The sequence below is a fragment of the Aliivibrio fischeri genome (assembly GCA_038993745.2).
In the GTDB taxonomy this organism is placed as follows: domain Bacteria; phylum Pseudomonadota; class Gammaproteobacteria; order Enterobacterales; family Vibrionaceae; genus Aliivibrio; species Aliivibrio fischeri_B.
Genome location: CP160630.1, coordinates 913,592 through 931,804 on the forward strand (window position 1 = coordinate 913,592; position 18,213 = coordinate 931,804).

General features: G+C 38.5%; 9 protein-coding genes and 3 pseudogenes. 4 read left to right on the forward strand and 8 right to left on the reverse strand.

From position 1 onward, the window contains the following. Positions 1–9: 9 nt before the first annotated feature. Positions 10–1,553: pseudogene (gene malF / locus AAFX60_018245) on the reverse strand (maltose ABC transporter permease MalF). Positions 1,554–1,703: 150 nt separating this feature from the next. Further along, positions 1,704–2,888, reverse strand: coding sequence for a maltose/maltodextrin ABC transporter substrate-binding protein MalE (gene malE, locus AAFX60_018250; protein ID XDF79113.1), 1,185 nt, complete (start codon positions 2,886–2,888; stop codon positions 1,704–1,706). A 408-nt stretch (positions 2,889–3,296) separates the two neighbouring features. On the opposite strand from malE, the gene malK reads away from it, so the two are divergent. Next, positions 3,297–4,406: a maltose/maltodextrin ABC transporter ATP-binding protein MalK gene (gene malK, locus AAFX60_018255; GenBank protein XDF79114.1), complete on the forward strand. Its 1,110-nt coding sequence runs from the start codon at positions 3,297–3,299 to the stop codon at positions 4,404–4,406. Positions 4,407–4,517: 111 nt separating this feature from the next. Continuing rightward, the gene (glgX, locus tag AAFX60_018260; GenBank protein ID XDF79115.1) at positions 4,518–6,473 is read left to right on the forward strand and encodes a glycogen debranching protein GlgX; all 1,956 of its coding nucleotides are present in this window, start codon (positions 4,518–4,520) and stop codon (positions 6,471–6,473) included. A 359-nt stretch (positions 6,474–6,832) separates the two neighbouring features. On the opposite strand, the gene AAFX60_018265 is transcribed toward glgX, so the two are convergent. Beyond that, positions 6,833–7,774, reverse strand: coding sequence for a chemotaxis protein CheV (locus tag AAFX60_018265; protein XDF79116.1), 942 nt, complete (start codon positions 7,772–7,774; stop codon positions 6,833–6,835). A 192-nt stretch (positions 7,775–7,966) separates the two neighbouring features. Between AAFX60_018265 and sstT the strand changes: the two genes are divergently transcribed. Then, a complete protein-coding gene (sstT, locus tag AAFX60_018270) occupies positions 7,967–9,208 on the forward strand; it encodes a serine/threonine transporter SstT (GenBank protein ID XDF79117.1) in 1,242 nt (413 codons plus the stop codon). 71 nt (positions 9,209–9,279) lie between these two features. On the opposite strand, the gene AAFX60_018275 is transcribed toward sstT, so the two are convergent. The 3 genes from AAFX60_018275 to glgC all read right to left on the reverse strand — a co-directional run bounded on the left by AAFX60_018275 (position 9,280) and on the right by glgC (position 12,740). Continuing rightward, complete coding sequence (locus AAFX60_018275) at positions 9,280–9,942, reverse strand: YoaK family protein (protein ID XDF79118.1); 663 nt, start codon at positions 9,940–9,942, stop codon at positions 9,280–9,282. A 127-nt stretch (positions 9,943–10,069) separates the two neighbouring features. Next, positions 10,070–11,533, reverse strand: a complete 1,464-nt coding sequence (gene glgA, locus AAFX60_018280) for a glycogen synthase GlgA (protein XDF79119.1) — start codon at positions 11,531–11,533, stop codon at positions 10,070–10,072. Then, on the reverse strand, positions 11,523–12,740 hold the full coding sequence (gene glgC, locus AAFX60_018285; GenBank protein ID XDF79120.1) for a glucose-1-phosphate adenylyltransferase: 1,218 nt from the start codon (positions 12,738–12,740) through the stop codon (positions 11,523–11,525). The genes glgA and glgC overlap by 11 nt, the downstream gene beginning before the upstream one ends. A 293-nt stretch (positions 12,741–13,033) precedes the next feature. Between glgC and AAFX60_018290 the strand changes: the two genes are divergently transcribed. Next, a complete protein-coding gene (locus AAFX60_018290; GenBank protein ID XDF79121.1) occupies positions 13,034–13,687 on the forward strand; it encodes a YdcF family protein in 654 nt (217 codons plus the stop codon). Between the two features lie 96 nt (positions 13,688–13,783). Here AAFX60_018290 and glgB read toward each other — a convergent pair. Beyond that, positions 13,784–15,930: pseudogene (gene glgB / locus AAFX60_018295) on the reverse strand (1,4-alpha-glucan branching protein GlgB). 53 nt (positions 15,931–15,983) lie between these two features. Then, positions 15,984–18,163 (reverse strand): annotated as a pseudogene (gene malQ, locus AAFX60_018300) (4-alpha-glucanotransferase). Between the last annotated feature and the right edge of the window lie 50 nt (positions 18,164–18,213).

Genomic DNA, 18,213 nt, shown 5'->3' on the forward strand with positions numbered 1-18,213 from the left:
ACTCAAACATTAATTATTTGATAATTTTGTAAAACGTAGGTTCAGTAGTGCCAGACCACCTACTAGTAAGAAGATCAACGTCGCTATCGCACTTGCCAGACCAAAGTCTTGACCACCACTACCTTCAAACGCAATTCGGTAGGTATAACTTACTAATAAGTCCGTATAACCGCAGGCTCTGTTGTACCTATCATGTTTGGACCACCTTTAGTTAATAAGGCAATCATTACAAAGTTATTAAAGTTAAAAGCAAATGCTGCAATTAATAATGGTGTTAATGGTTTCACCATCATAGGAACCGTGATCTTCAAGAAGTTTTGAAGTGGTCCAGCACCATCAATGGCTGATGCTTCATACAAATCTTCAGGTATAGACTTCAATAGCCCCATACATAAGATCATCATGTATGGAAAACCTAACCAAGTATTTACAATCAATACCATCACTTTTGCAGTGAACGGATCAGAGAACCAATTTGGTTGAATACCAAACATGCTGTCTAATAGCATATTGATCTCACCAAAACTTTGGTTAAACAAGCCTCGGAAAATCAAGATTGAGATGAACGCTGGTACCGCATAAGGGAGTATTAACAATAAACGATAAACGGCACGTCCCTTTAACTCTTCCCATTGTACAACTGCGGCAAGCACTAGGCCGATCGCAAGCGTAAATACAACAGTACAAGTTGCAAAAATTACTGTCCAAATAAAGATACTAATGAAAGGCTCTTTGATGCCGTCATCTTTCCAAATACGCTCAAAGTTTGCGCCACCAACATTAACGATAAAGCCAGGAGAAATTGGGTCACCAACAAAGACATCGTTATCATCTACTTCTTGATAAAAACCCGTATCGTGATTTGCTTTAAAATACGTTTCTGTTTTGTTGTTATAGAGCGTTTCGCCATCTTCTTGCATAACAAACAGTGGACCAACCGCCGCAAACTTACGTAACCCACTCATTTGGATCTCTTCACCTGATGGTAAAGAAAGCGTGATAAGGTTTAGATTTGGGCGCTTAGCAATGATCTGCTTAATTGTTGCTTTTTTGCCTTTAACAGAATCCACAGGAGCTAATTCCAATTTACGCTCAACGGCCTCTGCTAAATTAAAGGTTTCTGTTGCAAATAATTGTCCAGAGTCTTTAATCGTTAACGCATAACCATTCCCTTGATTCATTAACTGAAAACTATAACTTTTTCCGCTTTGGTATGTTTTCGTTAAATGCACAGCTTGTGCTCGTTCAAGAGTGACTTGGTTCGTTGCACTGTAGTTTGTAAATGCTAAACCAACCGTATAAACCAATGGGAAAATAATGAATAAAATCATCCCTGCGATACCCGGATAGGTATAACGGTGAGCGTAATTCTTTTTACTACCAAACACATAAACTGCAAGTGCCGTTAATACGAGTGTTAACATTGCAAATGCAGTTTCACCACGAGAATACATAAGAACACAAACGTAACCATTCAGTGCTGCTACGGCAGATAAAATCCCCCATTTCAGTACAGATTTATAATTCGTTTGAGAAGCAACTGCTGTTGTCATAAGCTTCAAGACCTTTTAAAAATACCAACCTAGTAAGCCCACTTAGATAAAATAGGCTTACTCATGAGGATATTAAAGAAGAGATAATTCGTTATTATTAGGAGAGAAGCGAATCTCCTCTCCTAATTGTATGACTTGACTAATAAGGTGTTATTTAGTCATGCGCTTTTCAGCAGCAGCTAGTGCATCAGTCACCATTTGACGACCGTCAACAACGTTACCTAATGCTTCTTCCATGCTGTACCAGAAAGTAGTGAATTGAGGAATGTTTGGCATGATTTCACCATTCATTGCGTTATTCATTGTCGCAGCAATACGAGAATCGGTATCAAGTTGCTTTTGGAATGAATTTAAAGCCACAGCACCTAGAGGTTTATCGTCATTTAAGCTTTTCAGACCTTCATCCGTTAACAAGTAACTTTCAAAAAACTCAACGGCTAAATCTTTGTTTGGAGATACTGCACTGATACCACCAACCCATACACCAACGAATGGTTTAGATGCCTGACCATGGAATTTAGGCAGTGTCGTTACGCCATAATCAATGCCCGCTTTTTCGATGTTTGCCCAGCCCCAAGGACCGTTGATCATCATACCCACATTGCCTTTAACAAATTCAGACTCAGCAACTGAGTAATCCATATCTGCCGAAATGGTTTTGTCTTTCACCATAGTTTCGATGAACGTCATTGCATCTTGAACGCCTTTTTGGTTTACACCAGCGTTTTTAATGTCGTAACCTTCAGCGATTTTCTTAAAGGCATATCCGCCATCTGCTGCTAGTAGAGGCCAAGTGAAATAAGCGCCACCACGAAGTGGCCACATGATCGCTTTTTGGCCATTCTTCATCATATCCTTATCTAAAGCAGGAATTTCTTCCCAGTTTTTAGGTGGATTTTTGATAAGAGCTTTATTGTAAATAAGAGATACAGATTCAATCGCTACAGGGTAAGCAATTGTTTTGCCTTTGTATTCTACTGCATCCCATGCAAAATCAACGATTTCAGACTTCAACTCTTCTGAAGGCTTAATTTCCGCTAATAGACCCGCTTCCGCAAAACCACCAAAACGGTCGTGTGCGTAAAAAATCATGTCAGGACCATCGCCTGCAGCTGCTACTTGTGCAAATTTTTCTTCTGCTTTGTCTGGGAACGATACGGTTACTTTAATTCCTGTATCTTCTTCAAAGCGTTTACCTACTTCAGCCATACCTTCGTAAGCTTTATCACCCGTAACCCAAATCGTTAATTGACCTTCTTCAATTGCAGCAGAAGCGTTAATAGAACCAAGAGCTGCCATTGTGCATAGTGCGACAGTACTGAGGACTTTTTTCATTGTGAATCCTTCCTTTTATAATTAATGAATCATCGGTAGGGTTGAAGTTAAAGTAGATGATGATTCAATTCTCAAGGTGTATTTTCATCAATTCATCACTCTTATTCATCCTCCTACTCTCTACGCCTTTTTAGTAGCCAACCAAAAGCGTGATCTCCATCTTGATATGTGTAGTGTAAGTTCACAAAACCAAGTTGAAATGAGATCGCGTTCACATTGAAATTTAAAAAAACTTTGAACTCCATCTAATTAGTTTAAAAACGTGATCCAAGTACTCCTCCCCCCTACTCCCCCAGAAAAAAAACAGAGGAGGAGGATGACTCAACCCATGTTTTGCTTAAGAATGTAGTCATAAAGCCAATTCCATTGGTAACGAATTTTTAAAATTGAATAATGAGGATGGACACAATGACGAGTGTCACTTTACGCAACGTTTGCAAATCCTACGGCGACGTTAAGATCTCGAAAAATGTAGACTTAGATATCAACTCTGGTGAGTTTGTTGTATTTGTTGGCCCATCTGGCTGTGGTAAATCTACATTATTACGCTGTATTGCAGGCTTAGAAGACATTACCTCAGGCGATCTATACATGGGTGATAAACGCATGAATGATGTTGAACCGTCTAAACGAGGTGTCGGCATGGTCTTCCAATCTTATGCTCTATACCCTCACCTTAACCTATTCGATAACATGTCTTTTGGCCTTAAATTGGCAAAAGCGGATAAAAATGAAATCAAAAAACGTGTTGATCACGCAGCCGATATTCTGCAACTAGGTCACTTATTAGAACGCCAACCAAAAGCGTTATCAGGTGGTCAACGTCAACGTGTTGCCATTGGACGTACTTTGGTTTCTCAACCTGACGTGTTCCTTTTAGATGAGCCTTTATCTAACCTTGATGCAGCACTACGTGTTCAAATGCGTATTGAAATTGCAAAGCTGCATAAGAAGCTAGGCTGCACCATGATCTACGTAACCCATGATCAGGTTGAAGCAATGACAATGGCAGAGAAAATTGTCGTATTAGATGGTGGTTATGTATCACAAGTCGGTGCGCCTCTTGAGCTATACCACTACCCGAAAAACCGTTTTGTTGCTGGCTTTATTGGCTCTCCAAAAATGAATTTTGTTAGCGTCTTTATTGAAGAAGTTGAGAAGAACCAAGTTAAAGTTCAATTTAAAAATGGGGCTTCATTCTGGATCCCAGTTGATGGTTCAAACGTAAAACGTGGCGAACGTATGTCTTTAGGTATTCGTCCTGAGCATTTAGTCCCTGCTGAAAATGGCGATGCGGTCATCGATGGTGATATTTTAGTCGTCGAAAAATTGGGATATGAAACACAAATCTACTTAACAATAGAAGATGGTGATGCGGATATGATATACCGTGTTCCTGATACTGCTCTAGTAAAAGCGGGAGAACGGTTCTCCGTTGGTATACCAGCACATCGTTGCCATTTATTCCATAACGATGGAAAAGCATGCCAAAGACTCTATAAAGAAGCTGGCGTATAACAAAAACAAAAAAAAAAAAGAGCCCAACAATGTATTGGGCTTTTGTTGTTTTATGCCAATACTATACTTAATAAACTAATAGTAAATTGGTGTTAGTATGAGAGGAATATTGTGAACACACATCAAGCTTTTCCCTTCCCTTTAGGGGCAACGTTAACAAATACTGGATGTAATTTTGCTGTTCATCATGATTCAGCATTCCCTTTATCTCTTATTATCTTCAAAGAAGATGGTAGCTATACCGAGCACTCCTTTACTGAAGAGTATGGCACAATAAAATACACACACCTTACAGGGATAAAAGAAGGTGCCGTGTATGGGTTTAAAATCATTAAGAATGAAGAAGATCTTTTATTGCTTGATCCTTACACTAAAGCTTTAAAAAACATTCCCAATTATCAAGTTCCATATACAGCAAAACAAAGTTGGCCCCTAGCGCAAGCTATCGTTGTTAACGACAATTTTGATTGGCAAAGTACCACAATGCCAATGATTCCTCGCTCTGAAACCATTTTACTTGAAACCCATGTGAAGGGATTTACGCTTTTAAACCCTAATATCGACGAAAATGTTCGTGGTACATACCTAGGTTTGGTCGATCCAGCAACGATTGCTCATATAAAAGAGCAAGGGATTACGAGTATTCAACTTCTCCCTATTGCTGCTTGTATGCATGAACCGCACCTACTTGAAATGGGTATGGTAAATTATTGGGGTTATAACTCTCTTTCTTTTATGGCTCCAGACCCTCGATACGCTATTAATGATGCGGTTACTGAATTAAAAACAGCCATTAGAGAGCTACATAAAAACAACATCGAAGTCATTTTAGATGTGGTATATAACCATACGGCTGAGGGTGGAAATGGAGGCTGTACTTTTAATTTAAAAGGCCTAGATCAAGATTATTATTTACATCACAATGGTAATTACACTAACTATACAGGCTGCGGGAATACCTTAGATATCACGCACCAGCCTAGTCTTAATTTAGTGATGGACACATTAAGATATTGGGTTGAGCATTATCATATAGATGGGTTTAGATTTGATTTGGCTGCAACGCTAGGTCGTGAATATGACCAATTTAACCCTAACAATGCTTTTTTTAAAGCCATCGCTCAAGACCCTATCCTAAAGAATACAAAATTGATTGCTGAGCCTTGGGACATTGGCCCTAATGGTTATCAAGTGGGTGAATTTCCAGATGGTTGGAATGAGTGTAGCGATAAATACAGAGACACAACAAAAAGCTTTTGGCGTGGTGAACAAAACTACTTAAAATCCATGGCAACACGTTTAATGGGCTCTCGTGATCTTGTTAGTGCTTCTCGTTGGCCTCACAAATTACCCGTTAACTACGTGAGTTATCATGATGGATTTACCCTTCAAGATTTAGTGAGCTACAAAAATCGTCATAATCACGCTAATGGTGAAAATAATCGTGATGGTCATGGCGATAACCGCTCCGATAACTACGGTGTAGAAGGGCCAACAGACAACCCTAGAATCATTGCGTTACGTGAAAAACAGAAGCGTAATATGATGACTACTCTATTATTTAGTTTTGGAATACCACATCTTCTAGCTGCAGATGCATGCTCGCATACGCAACAGGGTAATAATAATGCTTATTGCCAAGACAGTGAAATTAGCTGGGTTAATTGGAATTTAGATCCAACTGAGCAAGAATTTAAGATCTGGCTTTCTGATATGATTCATGCAAGACAGAAACATATTGTTCCAATCATTAATGCTTTTAGCGGTTCAAAAAGAAGCCATCAAAAAGTCGAGTGGTATACATCTGATGGACGCACCATGACACATAACGATTGGCATGGAGCAAAATCACTGTGCTTACATTTAAATATTTACGATGGTGAAAAAGAGTTGTTAATTATGATTAATCAATCAAACATACCGACTCGATTTGTTCTTCCTAAACTGACTAAACAAGCGAACTGGTCTTTAGTCTGTGATACTCAATATGCCAAAGTAAAACCAAAACCGATTGTTTTTGATTACAGCTTATCTCCTCTTTCTATCGCTGTATTCTGCAACAAATGAAACAAGTAAGCTAAGAATCATACAAGGTATATAATAAAAAAGGAGGCTAATAATAGCCTCCTTTTTAGTAACTAAGCTGAAATCAATCGTCTTGCTTAACCTCAGGTTTTACACGTCCTTTGTGATATGTCCTATACGCTAAAACCGTCAGCGTAATTATTAATTTGGATGTCATCCAGATCATATACGAACAATCTACCTTTATTCAAAATGGTGTGTAAAAGAGAAAGTCTCTTGTTCTTAGTCGCCCCAATGTCATGGAACAGTCAAAATTATATCAAAACACGCCATTCTTGTCACACTGTTACACATAAAAGTAACAATGCGTACATTTTTCTATAAAGGTATCGCTTTTACTGCTAGATAATTTCAGCCAAACGATCTTGCACCACGCCCACAATCAAGTCTGGTTGGAACTTTGAAATAAAGCGGTTACAACCGACCTTTTGCACCATTGCATCATTGAAGCTACCACTTAATGACGTGTTCAATGTGATGAATAAATCATTCATACGGTGATCATTTCGCACTTCATGAGTTAATCGATAACCATCCATCTCTGGCATTTCGGCATCAGTGATCATCAATAATATTTCATCATTAACGTTTTTGCCTTCATCACACCAACTTTTCAATAGATCTAAAGCTTGGCGACCATCACTTCTTTCGATCACTTCAAGTCCTAATTGTTGTAATGTATTTCGAACTTGAGCTCTAGCAGTACTTGAATCATCAACAATAAGTACTTTTCTGCCATGCATGTGAGCAGCTAAGCGTTCATCTAACACGCCTTCTGAAATGGTAATGTCGTAATCAATAATATCCGCCAATACTTTTTCTACATCGATAATCTCAACAATACGTGTTGTATTTGGTTCAACTTCAACTTGAGTAAGCGCAGTTAAAAAATTATTGCGACCTACGGTTTTTGGTGGTGGTTGAATGTCTGCCCACGTTGTATTAATAATGTTCTGTACTTGTCCAACTAAGAAGCCTTGAGTGGTACGGTTATATTCGGTAATAATTAAGTTGGTTTCTTCTTCACTCCCCATCGGTCTCATACCAATGGCACCGCGTAAATCGATAACCGGTACCGACTCACCACGTAAACTTGCTACGCCTGATATATGATGATGTGAACCTGGTAATTTGGTTAATGCAGGAACCTTTAAAATCTCTTTTACTTTAAAAACGTTAATTGCAAAAATCTGAGTGGTATTAAGTTTAAAAAGTAACAATTCCAATCTATTTTCACCCACTAACTGGGTACGTTGATCAACGCTATTTAACATTCCACTCATAGATATAGCTCACTTAAGAATATAGTGCCGTCAAAATAAACGGCGATGATTTTTATAACACTTTAATATATAGGTTATCGGCAGATTTGAGATGTCTTTAACAAGTTAGTGCAAAAAAATAGACAATAATGTTACTATTCTTCGCATAAGCACCAGATAAGGTGTGTGTTGTACTAAATTAAAGGAATTTTTATGTCGCAAGCCCAGCCATTACTCGTTCGTATGATGAATACAAACATCGTTATACAAATTTTAATAGGTATTATCGCAGGTGTGGCTCTCGCTACGTTAGCGCCAAACCTAGCTATCTCTGCAGGACTTTTTGGTGAACTATTTGTTAGTGCATTAAAAGCCGTTGCTCCAATACTTGTATTCATTCTTGTTGCTGCTTCTATCGCTAACCAAAAGCGTGGACAGAACTCAAATATGAAACCAGTTATCGTATTATATCTTGTTGGTACGTTCTGCGCTTCATTAACTGCTGTTGTAATGAGTTTTCTTTTTCCTACCACATTAACTCTTGTTATCGACGCAGCAACCAATACCGCTCCAGAAGGTATTGTTGAAGTCATTAATACCCTATTATTTAAAATCATTGATAACCCAATCAATGCATTAATGACGGGTAACTTTATTGGTATTCTTGGTTGGGCTGTTGCTCTAGGCTTAGGTTTACACTCTGCATCTGATGCGACAAAAAAAATCTTTGTTGATTTATCAAACTGTATCTCTGCAATCGTAACGGTTGTTATTCGCTTTGCACCAATTGGTATCTTTGGTCTTGTATCTCACACGTTTGCTGAAACAGGTTTTGCTGTACTTGCAGGTTACTCTCACCTATTAGCAGTATTACTTGGTTCAATGGCGTTCATCGCTTTAATCGTAAACCCATTAATTGTTTACATCCGTACCCGTCGTAATCCTTACCCATTAGTATTTTTATGTCTACGTGAAAGTGGCGTAACGGCATTCTTCACACGAAGCTCTGCCGCAAACATCCCAGTTAACATGGCATTATGTGAGCGTCTTAACCTACATAAAGATACTTACTCTGTATCTATCCCACTAGGCGCAACCATCAACATGGCAGGTGCTGCTATCACAATCACAGTACTAACGCTTGCTGCAGTAAATACTGCAGGTGTAGAGGTTGACTTAGCAACAGCATTATTACTAAGCCTTGTAGCTGCGGTATCGGCATGTGGTGCATCAGGTGTTGCTGGTGGCTCACTACTACTAATCCCACTAGCTTGTAGCTTATTTGGTATTTCAAACGACATTGCGATGCAAGTTGTTGCTATCGGCTTTATCATTGGTGTTGTACAAGATTCAGCAGAAACGGCTCTAAACAGTTCTACAGATGTACTGTTCACCACTGCGGCGTGTCGTAAAGCAGATAACCCATACAAGCCACTGGTTCAGCCAACTAACTAATCATTGGTTTATAAAAACACATAAAAAATGGCCGCTCGTTTGAGCGGCCATTTTTATATTAAAATACCAACCTAAATCTCTTTATGTTGATATAAATAAATTGAATATGACATAGCTAATAAAGCACATAGTGTCGCAGGTATTGCTAGCGTATTAATTTCTAAAATTGGATAAAAATACCCACCAATGGTGCCACCAAAAATAAAACCAAATGCAATATAAAGATATAGCGCCAGTCGACGATGGTGAATAGGCTCTCCTTTAAGCTTCATTCCAAGCATGATACCTAAATCGGTTAATACACCAGTTACATGTGTCGTTCGAACAACCGCACCACTATACGTCGTAACCAAACCATTTTGTAAACCACACGCAGCAGAAGCGAAATAGTGCCCCCACTGACTGCCTTCATTAAGAACAATCATTGCAGCAAACAACAATCCACTTTCAATAATTAAAGCAAAATTATAACGACGACCAAGCTTTAAAGCTGAGCAACCAACAATCAAACTGCTTAATGAAGATCCAAGAATAAAGCTAATAATGATAAATAATAAGTGCCAAGTCGTATCATTAAACCCAAGTAGTTGAGTGCCTAATAATGTCGCCGTCCCTGATAAGTGTGAGATAGATTGATGTTGGAAACCAAGTAAACCAACAGAATTTGTAATGCCTGCTAATAAAGCGAGAAAGAAGGTGCCGTATTCGACCCATTTAGGAAGTTTTGAAATCACGATACATTACCTAGCCAGTAAAGAGCGTTATTCTATACCTTAGAATCAAAATGTGCATGATCTACCGCAAAATAAAAAGGAAGACATTACGCCTTCCTTTAAAAGTTTATTCATTTTTGGTTATTTATTAACTATTTATAGCTGTTCGATACATTTCTATGTATTTTAGTGCCGCTTTATTCCAGCAGAAATCTTGTTTCATAGCATGCAATTGGACACGTTTTACTTCATTGAGGTTTTGGCTATAAAGTAATAACGAGCGCATAAGCACAAGTAATAACTCCATAGGTTCAGGATTTTTAAAGCTAAATCCTGTCGCATTTTCAATGTCATCATCGTAGTTATTGACGCTGTCTTTCAAACCTCCTACTTCACGAACTATTGGCAAAGTACCATAAGCCATGCTGTAGATCTGATTTAAGCCACAAGGTTCAAACTCTGATGGCATGATAAAGAAATCGGAACCAGCCTCTACCCAATGTGCAAGTTTATTATCGTATGCTTCAACAAACGTAAACTTGTCACTATGCTCTTGTGCTATCTCTGTTAGACGAGCAGCAAGTACGGGGTCTCCTGTACCTACAATGACAAGCTGTAAATCATTTTTCAGAAACTGCTCTAAGATAGGTAACAAATACTGAATGCCTTTTTGATTAGTCAAACGACAAACCATGCCGTACATAGCAACGTCTTTTTGAGGTAATGATACTTCTTGCTGCAGCGCAGCCTTACATGCCTTTTTACCTCTAACCATACTTATTCGATTTACTTTAAATTGCTTAGGAATGTAACTGTCTTTTTCTGGGTTCCATTCACTGTAATCACAGCCATTTAAAATCCCAATCAAATCTGATTCGCGATCTTGAAAGTCGCTTGCCATGCCATGAGATCCTAGCTCAGTAAGTAACTCTTTTGCATAATTCGGACTAACCGCATTAATCTTATCGGCGCACTGAACCCCAGCCTTGAGCATACTAACATGCGTATGACTTATCGACGCTTCTGGAACAAAATGAGATTTAAATTCAGACAAACAAGCAATTTCATCGTAATGAAAAATACCTTTAAACACTGCATTATGAATGGATAACACACTTCGGGTTTGATGGTAAAACTCATTTTCCACATAGCGTTTTTTCAATAAATAAGGAATGAGGCCTGTATGCCAATCATTTACATGAATAATATCAGGTTTTTTATTCAGTAATTTAGGAAGCAGATCTAATGTCGCAGCACTAAAGAAAGCAAAGCGTTCTCCATTATCAGCATAGGCTTGATTATTTTCAGCATACATCTCAGCACGTTCAAAATAATCTCCAGATTCAATGGCGAATACTGGAATTCCATCAACATTAAGTGATCTAACTTGATATGCAGTATGAGGCCAATGCTCTAATTGCGTCGTTAGAATAATTTCAGCATCATCTCGACCAGCAATCGTCTTATAAGCAGGCATAACTATTTGAACGCTATGCCCCAACTCTTTTAATGACTTAGGCAGAGCCTTGGCAACATCTGCCAAGCCTCCACTTTTTATTAACCCGTCAACTTCAGATGCTACAAATACAATTGATAGCGTCTTAGTAACCAACTCTCTCTCCTTTAGGGATAACAACAATACCCTCATCTGATACGTGGTATCTTTTCTTATCTTCTTGAAGGTTTACACCAATTTCAGTTCCTGGAGCTATATCTGCACCTTTATCGACAATCACTCGGCGCAAGACACAACCTTTACCGACTTTCACATTACCTAACAAAATACTTTCACTAATATCACAAGCGGATGCAATATTACTTCTAAAACCCAGTACTGATTTTTCAATACGTGAACCACGGATATAGCTACCACCACAAACGAGACTATCAATAATCTGCACTCGACCATTATCTGAATCAGAGAAAGTCGCAGGTGGTAATGGAGGATAATAAGTATGAAGTGGCCATTTGCGGTTATATAAAGAAAATGGAGCATCTTTCTTTAATAGGTCCATATGAGCTTCCCAATACGATTCAATCGTACCTACATCACGCCAGTAAACCTCTTTCTTTTCACCTTTAATATGATTTGTACTAAAATCGTAAACGTAAACATTCCCTTCTGGGAACATTTTAGGAATGATATCTTTACCAAAGTCATGAGAAGAATCTTCAAGCGCCGCATCATGGATCAATTCTTTACAAAGACTCTCTGCTTCAAAAATGTAGTTACCCATTGATACCAAAGCGATGCCAGGTTGGCCCGGGATACATTTAGGATTCAATGGTTTTTCTTCAAAGCCGATCATTTTGCCATGTTCATCAACTTCAATAACACCAAAGCCAGAGGCATCTTTTGCAGGCATGCGTAGTGCTGATACCGTTAATGCTGCTTTTTTCTTTTTATGAAAATCAAGCATTTGGCGAATATCCATTTTATAAATATGATCAGAACCGAAAATACATACATGTTCAGGATCTGTTGATTCTATAAAACTGATATTTTGATATATAGCATCTGCCGTCCCTTCATACCAACGCTTACCTGTTCGCATTTGAGCAGGAACAGGATCAATAAAGCGATCTGTTATTCCATTTACATTCCAACCTTTTTTCATATGTTGAAAAAGTGATTGAGATTTAAATTGAGTTAATACATAAATTCGCATTAAATCTGCATTTACAAAATTATTTAATGCAAAATCAATTAAGCGATAACTGCCACCAAATGGTACTGCAGGTTTGGTTCTTGATTCCGTTAATGGGCGTAGACGTGAGCCTTCACCACCAGCCAAAATCATCCCTAATACACCAGCCATGTGTTCTCCCTGAGATTATTATTAATATAGATAGAATTTCTTGAATTCTTTATTTTGAGATTAAGTTAACATAAATTATTTACAAATCTGTGAAATGTTTCGTTTATATTCACTTGCAAAATAAATTCATTCAATACTGTGCTCCAGCTCAATTTTTAAGCTATATGCAACACAAATGGTTAACAATAATTTTACCAAGCCATTATATAATCATGCGTACTTTAAAATATGTATTGAAACTTAACTATCTCAGTGTAATGATTTCTCCTCATTCGCTTTCAGGAAGTGTAGATATGGCAGTAAGTCTTTTTAAACAATTGCAAACAGTTTGGGATTATCACCTTGTAAATCAAGAGATTAGAAAATCAGATGCTATCTTTGTTTTATGTAGCTACGATCTAAGAGTGGCAGAACATGCAGCCCAACTTTATTTAGATGGCTATGCGCCATTACTTATATTTTCAGGGGCTCAGGGTAGAGCGACAGAAGGATTATTCACTTTAAGTGAAGCTGAAACATTTGCAAATGTAGCAAAAGACATGGGAGTCCCCTCCTCTGCTATTATTGTTGAAACAAAAGCAACCAATACAGGTGAAAATATCTTTTTCACTCAAGCATTATTAAAAGAAAGAAATATATCGGTTTCATCACTTATTTTAGTTCAGAAACCTTATATGGAGCGTCGATTATTAGCAACATTCTTAAAAAACTGGAATGATATAGAATTCTGTATCAGCTCACCTAATATTAGTTTTATCAATTACCCTACCGATGAAATTACATTTGACCATATTGCAAGTATTATATTAGGTGAATTACATAGACTAAAAGTTTACCCCACATTAGGTTATCAAGAAGCACAAGAAATACCTGATGAGGTATGGCAAGCATTTGAAAATTTAACTCAACTTGGGTTTGATGAGTATTTACTGCCTAACAATAATTAGTATCCATTCAAATAAAGAACAAGCCGTTAATTCAATTAATAAAAAGCCCTAAATCAGAAACTGACTTAGGGCTTTTTCATTCATACTTTTAATTTGTTATTTTAAACGATAAAAAACCGTAGAAAGCGGCGGTAACGTAATAACAATAGATTGTGCTAACCCTTGAGACTCAACTTCTTCTGTGGGTACACTACCTATAACAGAGTAATCACTGCCCCATAAAAATGAGCATCACTGTTTAAAATCAATTCATACTCACCAGCGATTGGCATTCCTAAACGGAAACCCTCTCTTGGAGCAGGTGTAAAGTTACTAACAACGAGGATTCGCTCACCATTATCACCTAAACGTTCATGAGCTAGAACACTCATTTCAGCTTCATCTTGTAATCGCCACTCAAAGCCAGCAGGATCACAATCTTTTTGATAAAGAGCAGGCTCTGTTGTGTATAATTTATTTAAATCACGCACTAGCGATTGCATACCAGAGTGACGCTCAAATTGAGTTAAGAACCACTGTAATTGACCATCATGATCCCACTCTGCACTTTGAGCTATTTCAGCCCCCATGAAGTTTAATTTCTTACCCGGCTGACCATACATATACCCCATATAGGCACGTAAGTTTGCCGTTTTTTGCCATTCATCTCCAGGCATTTTATCTAAGATTGAGCCTTTTCCATAAACCACTTCATCGTGTGAAAGCGAAAGAATAAAGTTCTCACTAAATGCATAAACTAGCGGGAAAGTGATGGTATCGTGGTGATATTTTCGGTGAATCGGATCTTCTCTAATGTAATTTAAGCTGTCATGCATCCAACCCATGTTCCACTTAAAGCCAAAGCCCAAACCACCAGCAAAAGTAGGAGCAGAGACCCCAGGAAAAGCCGTTGATTCTTCCGCAATGGTCATCGCATTAGGATAATGTGAATACACCTCTTCGTTCATCCACTTTAATAAAGCGATGGCTCCGTGGTTATGATTTCCACCTTCCCAGTTAGGGATCCATTCACCATCATTACGCGAATAATCAAGGTAAAGCATTGATGCTACAGCATCGACACGTAAACCATCGATATGGAAATGCTCAAACCAATATAATGCATTAGAAACTAAAAATTCACGCACATGAGGTTGGTCATAATTATAAATAAAGCTCTGCCAATCATTGTGCCATCCACGACGAGGGTCAGGATCATTAAACAAAGATGTTCCATCAAAATTCGCCAAACCATGTGAATCCGATGGGAAATGAGCAGGAACCCAATCGAGTACGACACCAATACCAACTTGGTGGCATTGATCGACAAAATATTTGAAATCATCAGGTGTACCAAAACGGCTCGTTGGTGAAAATAACCCTATCGGTTGATAGCCCCATGAACCATAAAATGGATGTTCTGATACTGGCATTAACTCTATGTGCGTATAACCCATATCTAAAATATAAGGTATTAATTGCTCAGCTAACTCACGATACGTTAAGAAATCGCCATTTTCATTTCTCTTCCAAGACCCTGCATGCAGTTCATAGAATGAAAGCGCTTCTTTCTGCTTTTCAGTTATTGGTCTTTGCTGCCATTTGGCATCATTCCACTGATAAGAGGTTTGATCATATACCACAGATGCAAATGATGGATACTGCTCATTATGAGCGCCATAAGGATCCATTTTATGAGGAAGTGATTCGCCATTTGGTCCTTTTAACTCAAATTTATACTTAGTACCAACAGCATGTTCAGGTATAAATAACGCCCAAAGTCCGTTATCTATCCGTTGCATAATATGACGACGACCATCCCATTGGTTAAAATCGCCAATAACACTAGCTGAAGAAGCATTTGGAGCAAAAACTAAATAACGCACACCTTGAATTTGCTTACCGTCACGAACAACACTAAATAGATGTGCACCTAAATGGTTATACATCTCTTTTGGTGTATGAACTTGCGCATCCGTAGGGGAAATATTGTGGTATTGATATGGGTCATCAAGAGTTTGTTCCGTTCCATTCCAATCGATAATTAATTGATAATGAACTTCTGTCATATCAACGCTTTCATTTAATACAAAAACACCCGAATGTTTCGGGTCTGAAAGCAATTGATATTCAACATGGTTAGCTAGTCGTACTTTTACCGATGTGGCACCTGGAAGCCAAACTCGTAGTGCTGTCGTTTGGCTTTGATATTGTGGACCTAGAAAAGAAAATGGATCAGAAAAAGCAGCCCTTTCGAGCTGCATGTAGATGTCCTTTTCTTTACGTTCAACAAGTAAGTTCAACGTAAATACTCCTTTTATTTTTGGCTTGCTTGAGCGCGAATGTCGGTTAGTCGTTTGGTTAATTCATTAACCTGAGGACGATTAAAAATGTCGTCCAGAGTAACAGACAATTTACGACGCCAGTTTGGATATTCATTTACCGTTCCCGGTATGTTAACTGGTTTATCCATTTCTAGCCAATCTTCAAGCTGTAAACTGAGAAGTGTGCTCGATCCCGCTGCAAGATGACATTGCAACGCATCACTTAAGTATCTATCCATAGGAACAAACGAAGCATCACGGCCCACACCTTCTGGTAAATACCCATGGAAATCGACACTGTTTAAGATCTCTTGTTTTGATTCCGCACGAGTATTAAACAATTCTTTTAGTTGTTCAGGATCTGGATATAAACCGATCTCTTCACCCATTTTCAAATCATCACAATGCCAGAAACCACGTAACGTTGGCATATCATGCGTACATAATGCCGACATTGATTGCTCTTGATAATGCGTTGGTGAATAGAAACCACCGTCTTCAGACGTTTCAAAGAAGAACACTTTGTACGAGTGAATCCCAGCTTCCGCAAGCAAATCAACAATCTCATCTGGTACTGTACCCAAATCCTCACCAATCACAGAACATTGGTAACGATGACTTTCTAACGCAAGAATAGACAGCATATCTTCTACAGGATAATGCATGTAAGCGCCTTTAGTTGCATCTTCACCTTTAGGGATCCACCACAAGCGTAGCAAGCCCAATACATGGTCAATTCGAAGTGCACCACACGCTTTCATGTTTGCTCGTAGCAACTGAACATACGCTTCGTAGCTTGTTTCTTTTAGTGTGTGAGGATTTAAAGGCGGTAGTCCCCAGTTTTGTCCCAATGGACCTAAAATATCTGGTGGCGCACCAATGCTTACATCCAGACATAAGTTGCCGTGATCAGCCCACGTCTCAGAACCTGAATCAGCAACACCAACAGCCAAATCACGATACAAACCAACGTCCATACCTTTATTTTCTGCGAATTGTTGTACATCGTTAATTTGAGTAAATGCCACCCATTGTAAGTACATATACAAATCAACTTGATCACGATTATCTGCAATGTATTTTTGCACGGCTTTATTATCAAAGTGCTGCAATTCATGAGGGAATACAGGCCAGCCCCAAATACTATTATCTTGGCTGTATAAGCTGTTATGCAATGCATCAAATGCAGCTTGATGTAATAAGCTCTCGCCACCTTCGGCAACAAACTCTAAGAACGCTTTTGCTCGTGCACTTTTCTTATCTAAATGACGAGTTTTAAACTCGCTAAATAGCAATGGAAGTACACTCATTTTTAGCGCAGAGACTTCTGAGTAATTCACCCAATGAGATTGACGAGCATCAGCTAAACGCTGTTGGAATTCCGCACTGCCAACTAACTCTTGAGCTTGGTTACACAATGCAAACTCAGGAACTGAACATACATCAATGTATAAAATATTTAGCCAACGACGAGATGATGGACTGTATGGGCTCGCCCCTTCAGGGTTAGCAGGAAACAGTGAATGAATCGGGTTTAAACCAACAAAATCACCGCCACGAACAGCAATATCACCTACTAGTTGCTTAAGATCACCAAAGTCACCAATACCCCAGTTATGCGGCGTTCTCAATGTGTATAACTGAACGCTTGGTCCCCACATTTTTTTGCCTTTAAGCATTGCATCTTGTTTGAAACACGCTTTTGGCGTCACAATTAATGTCATTTCATAAGGTGCTTTACGACGCTTACGAATCACTTCTAATTTATGGTAACCCCATGGCAGAGTTGGTAAAGAGAATAACAATGTACCATCATTTTCACGCTCGTCTGAAACGATTTGAGATTGTAAGTACCCTTCTAATACTTCACCCTCTTCAGTGGTGATTTTCCAACTAAATTCACTGATACGAGCACTTTTACCAAGATTCATTTCTACTTGAAGCGGCTCATTATCACGGACAACCTGTACAGTAGAAAGTACGTCTTTTTTATGTTTCTTTTCAGCTGAACTTAAGAGTGTTTTATCATTCTTAGTGTCATAACCTAAAGAAGCCAGTAGACGAGTTAAGGTTTCATCACTGACTTTTGCTTCATTGCCCAGGCACTTACATAGCTATTTTTTAACCCTGCCAGCTCTGCGACTTGATGGAGTACATTGTTATTATCTTTCATCGCTTTTCTCCAAGGGCAGTACGATACTGCCCTCATATTATAATTTTATT

Coding starts and splice junctions, on each gene's coding strand:
- AAFX60_018265 (XDF79116.1), bottom strand. CDS start 7,774: ATGAGTGGAATGTTAAATAGCGTTGATCAACGTACCCAGTTAGTGGGT.
- AAFX60_018290 (XDF79121.1), top strand. CDS start 13,034: ATGGCAGTAAGTCTTTTTAAACAATTGCAAACAGTTTGGGATTATCAC.
- malK (XDF79114.1), top strand. CDS start 3,297: ATGACGAGTGTCACTTTACGCAACGTTTGCAAATCCTACGGCGACGTT.
- malE (XDF79113.1), bottom strand. CDS start 2,888: ATGAAAAAAGTCCTCAGTACTGTCGCACTATGCACAATGGCAGCTCTT.
- sstT (XDF79117.1), top strand. CDS start 7,967: ATGTCGCAAGCCCAGCCATTACTCGTTCGTATGATGAATACAAACATC.
- glgC (XDF79120.1), bottom strand. CDS start 12,740: ATGGCTGGTGTATTAGGGATGATTTTGGCTGGTGGTGAAGGCTCACGT.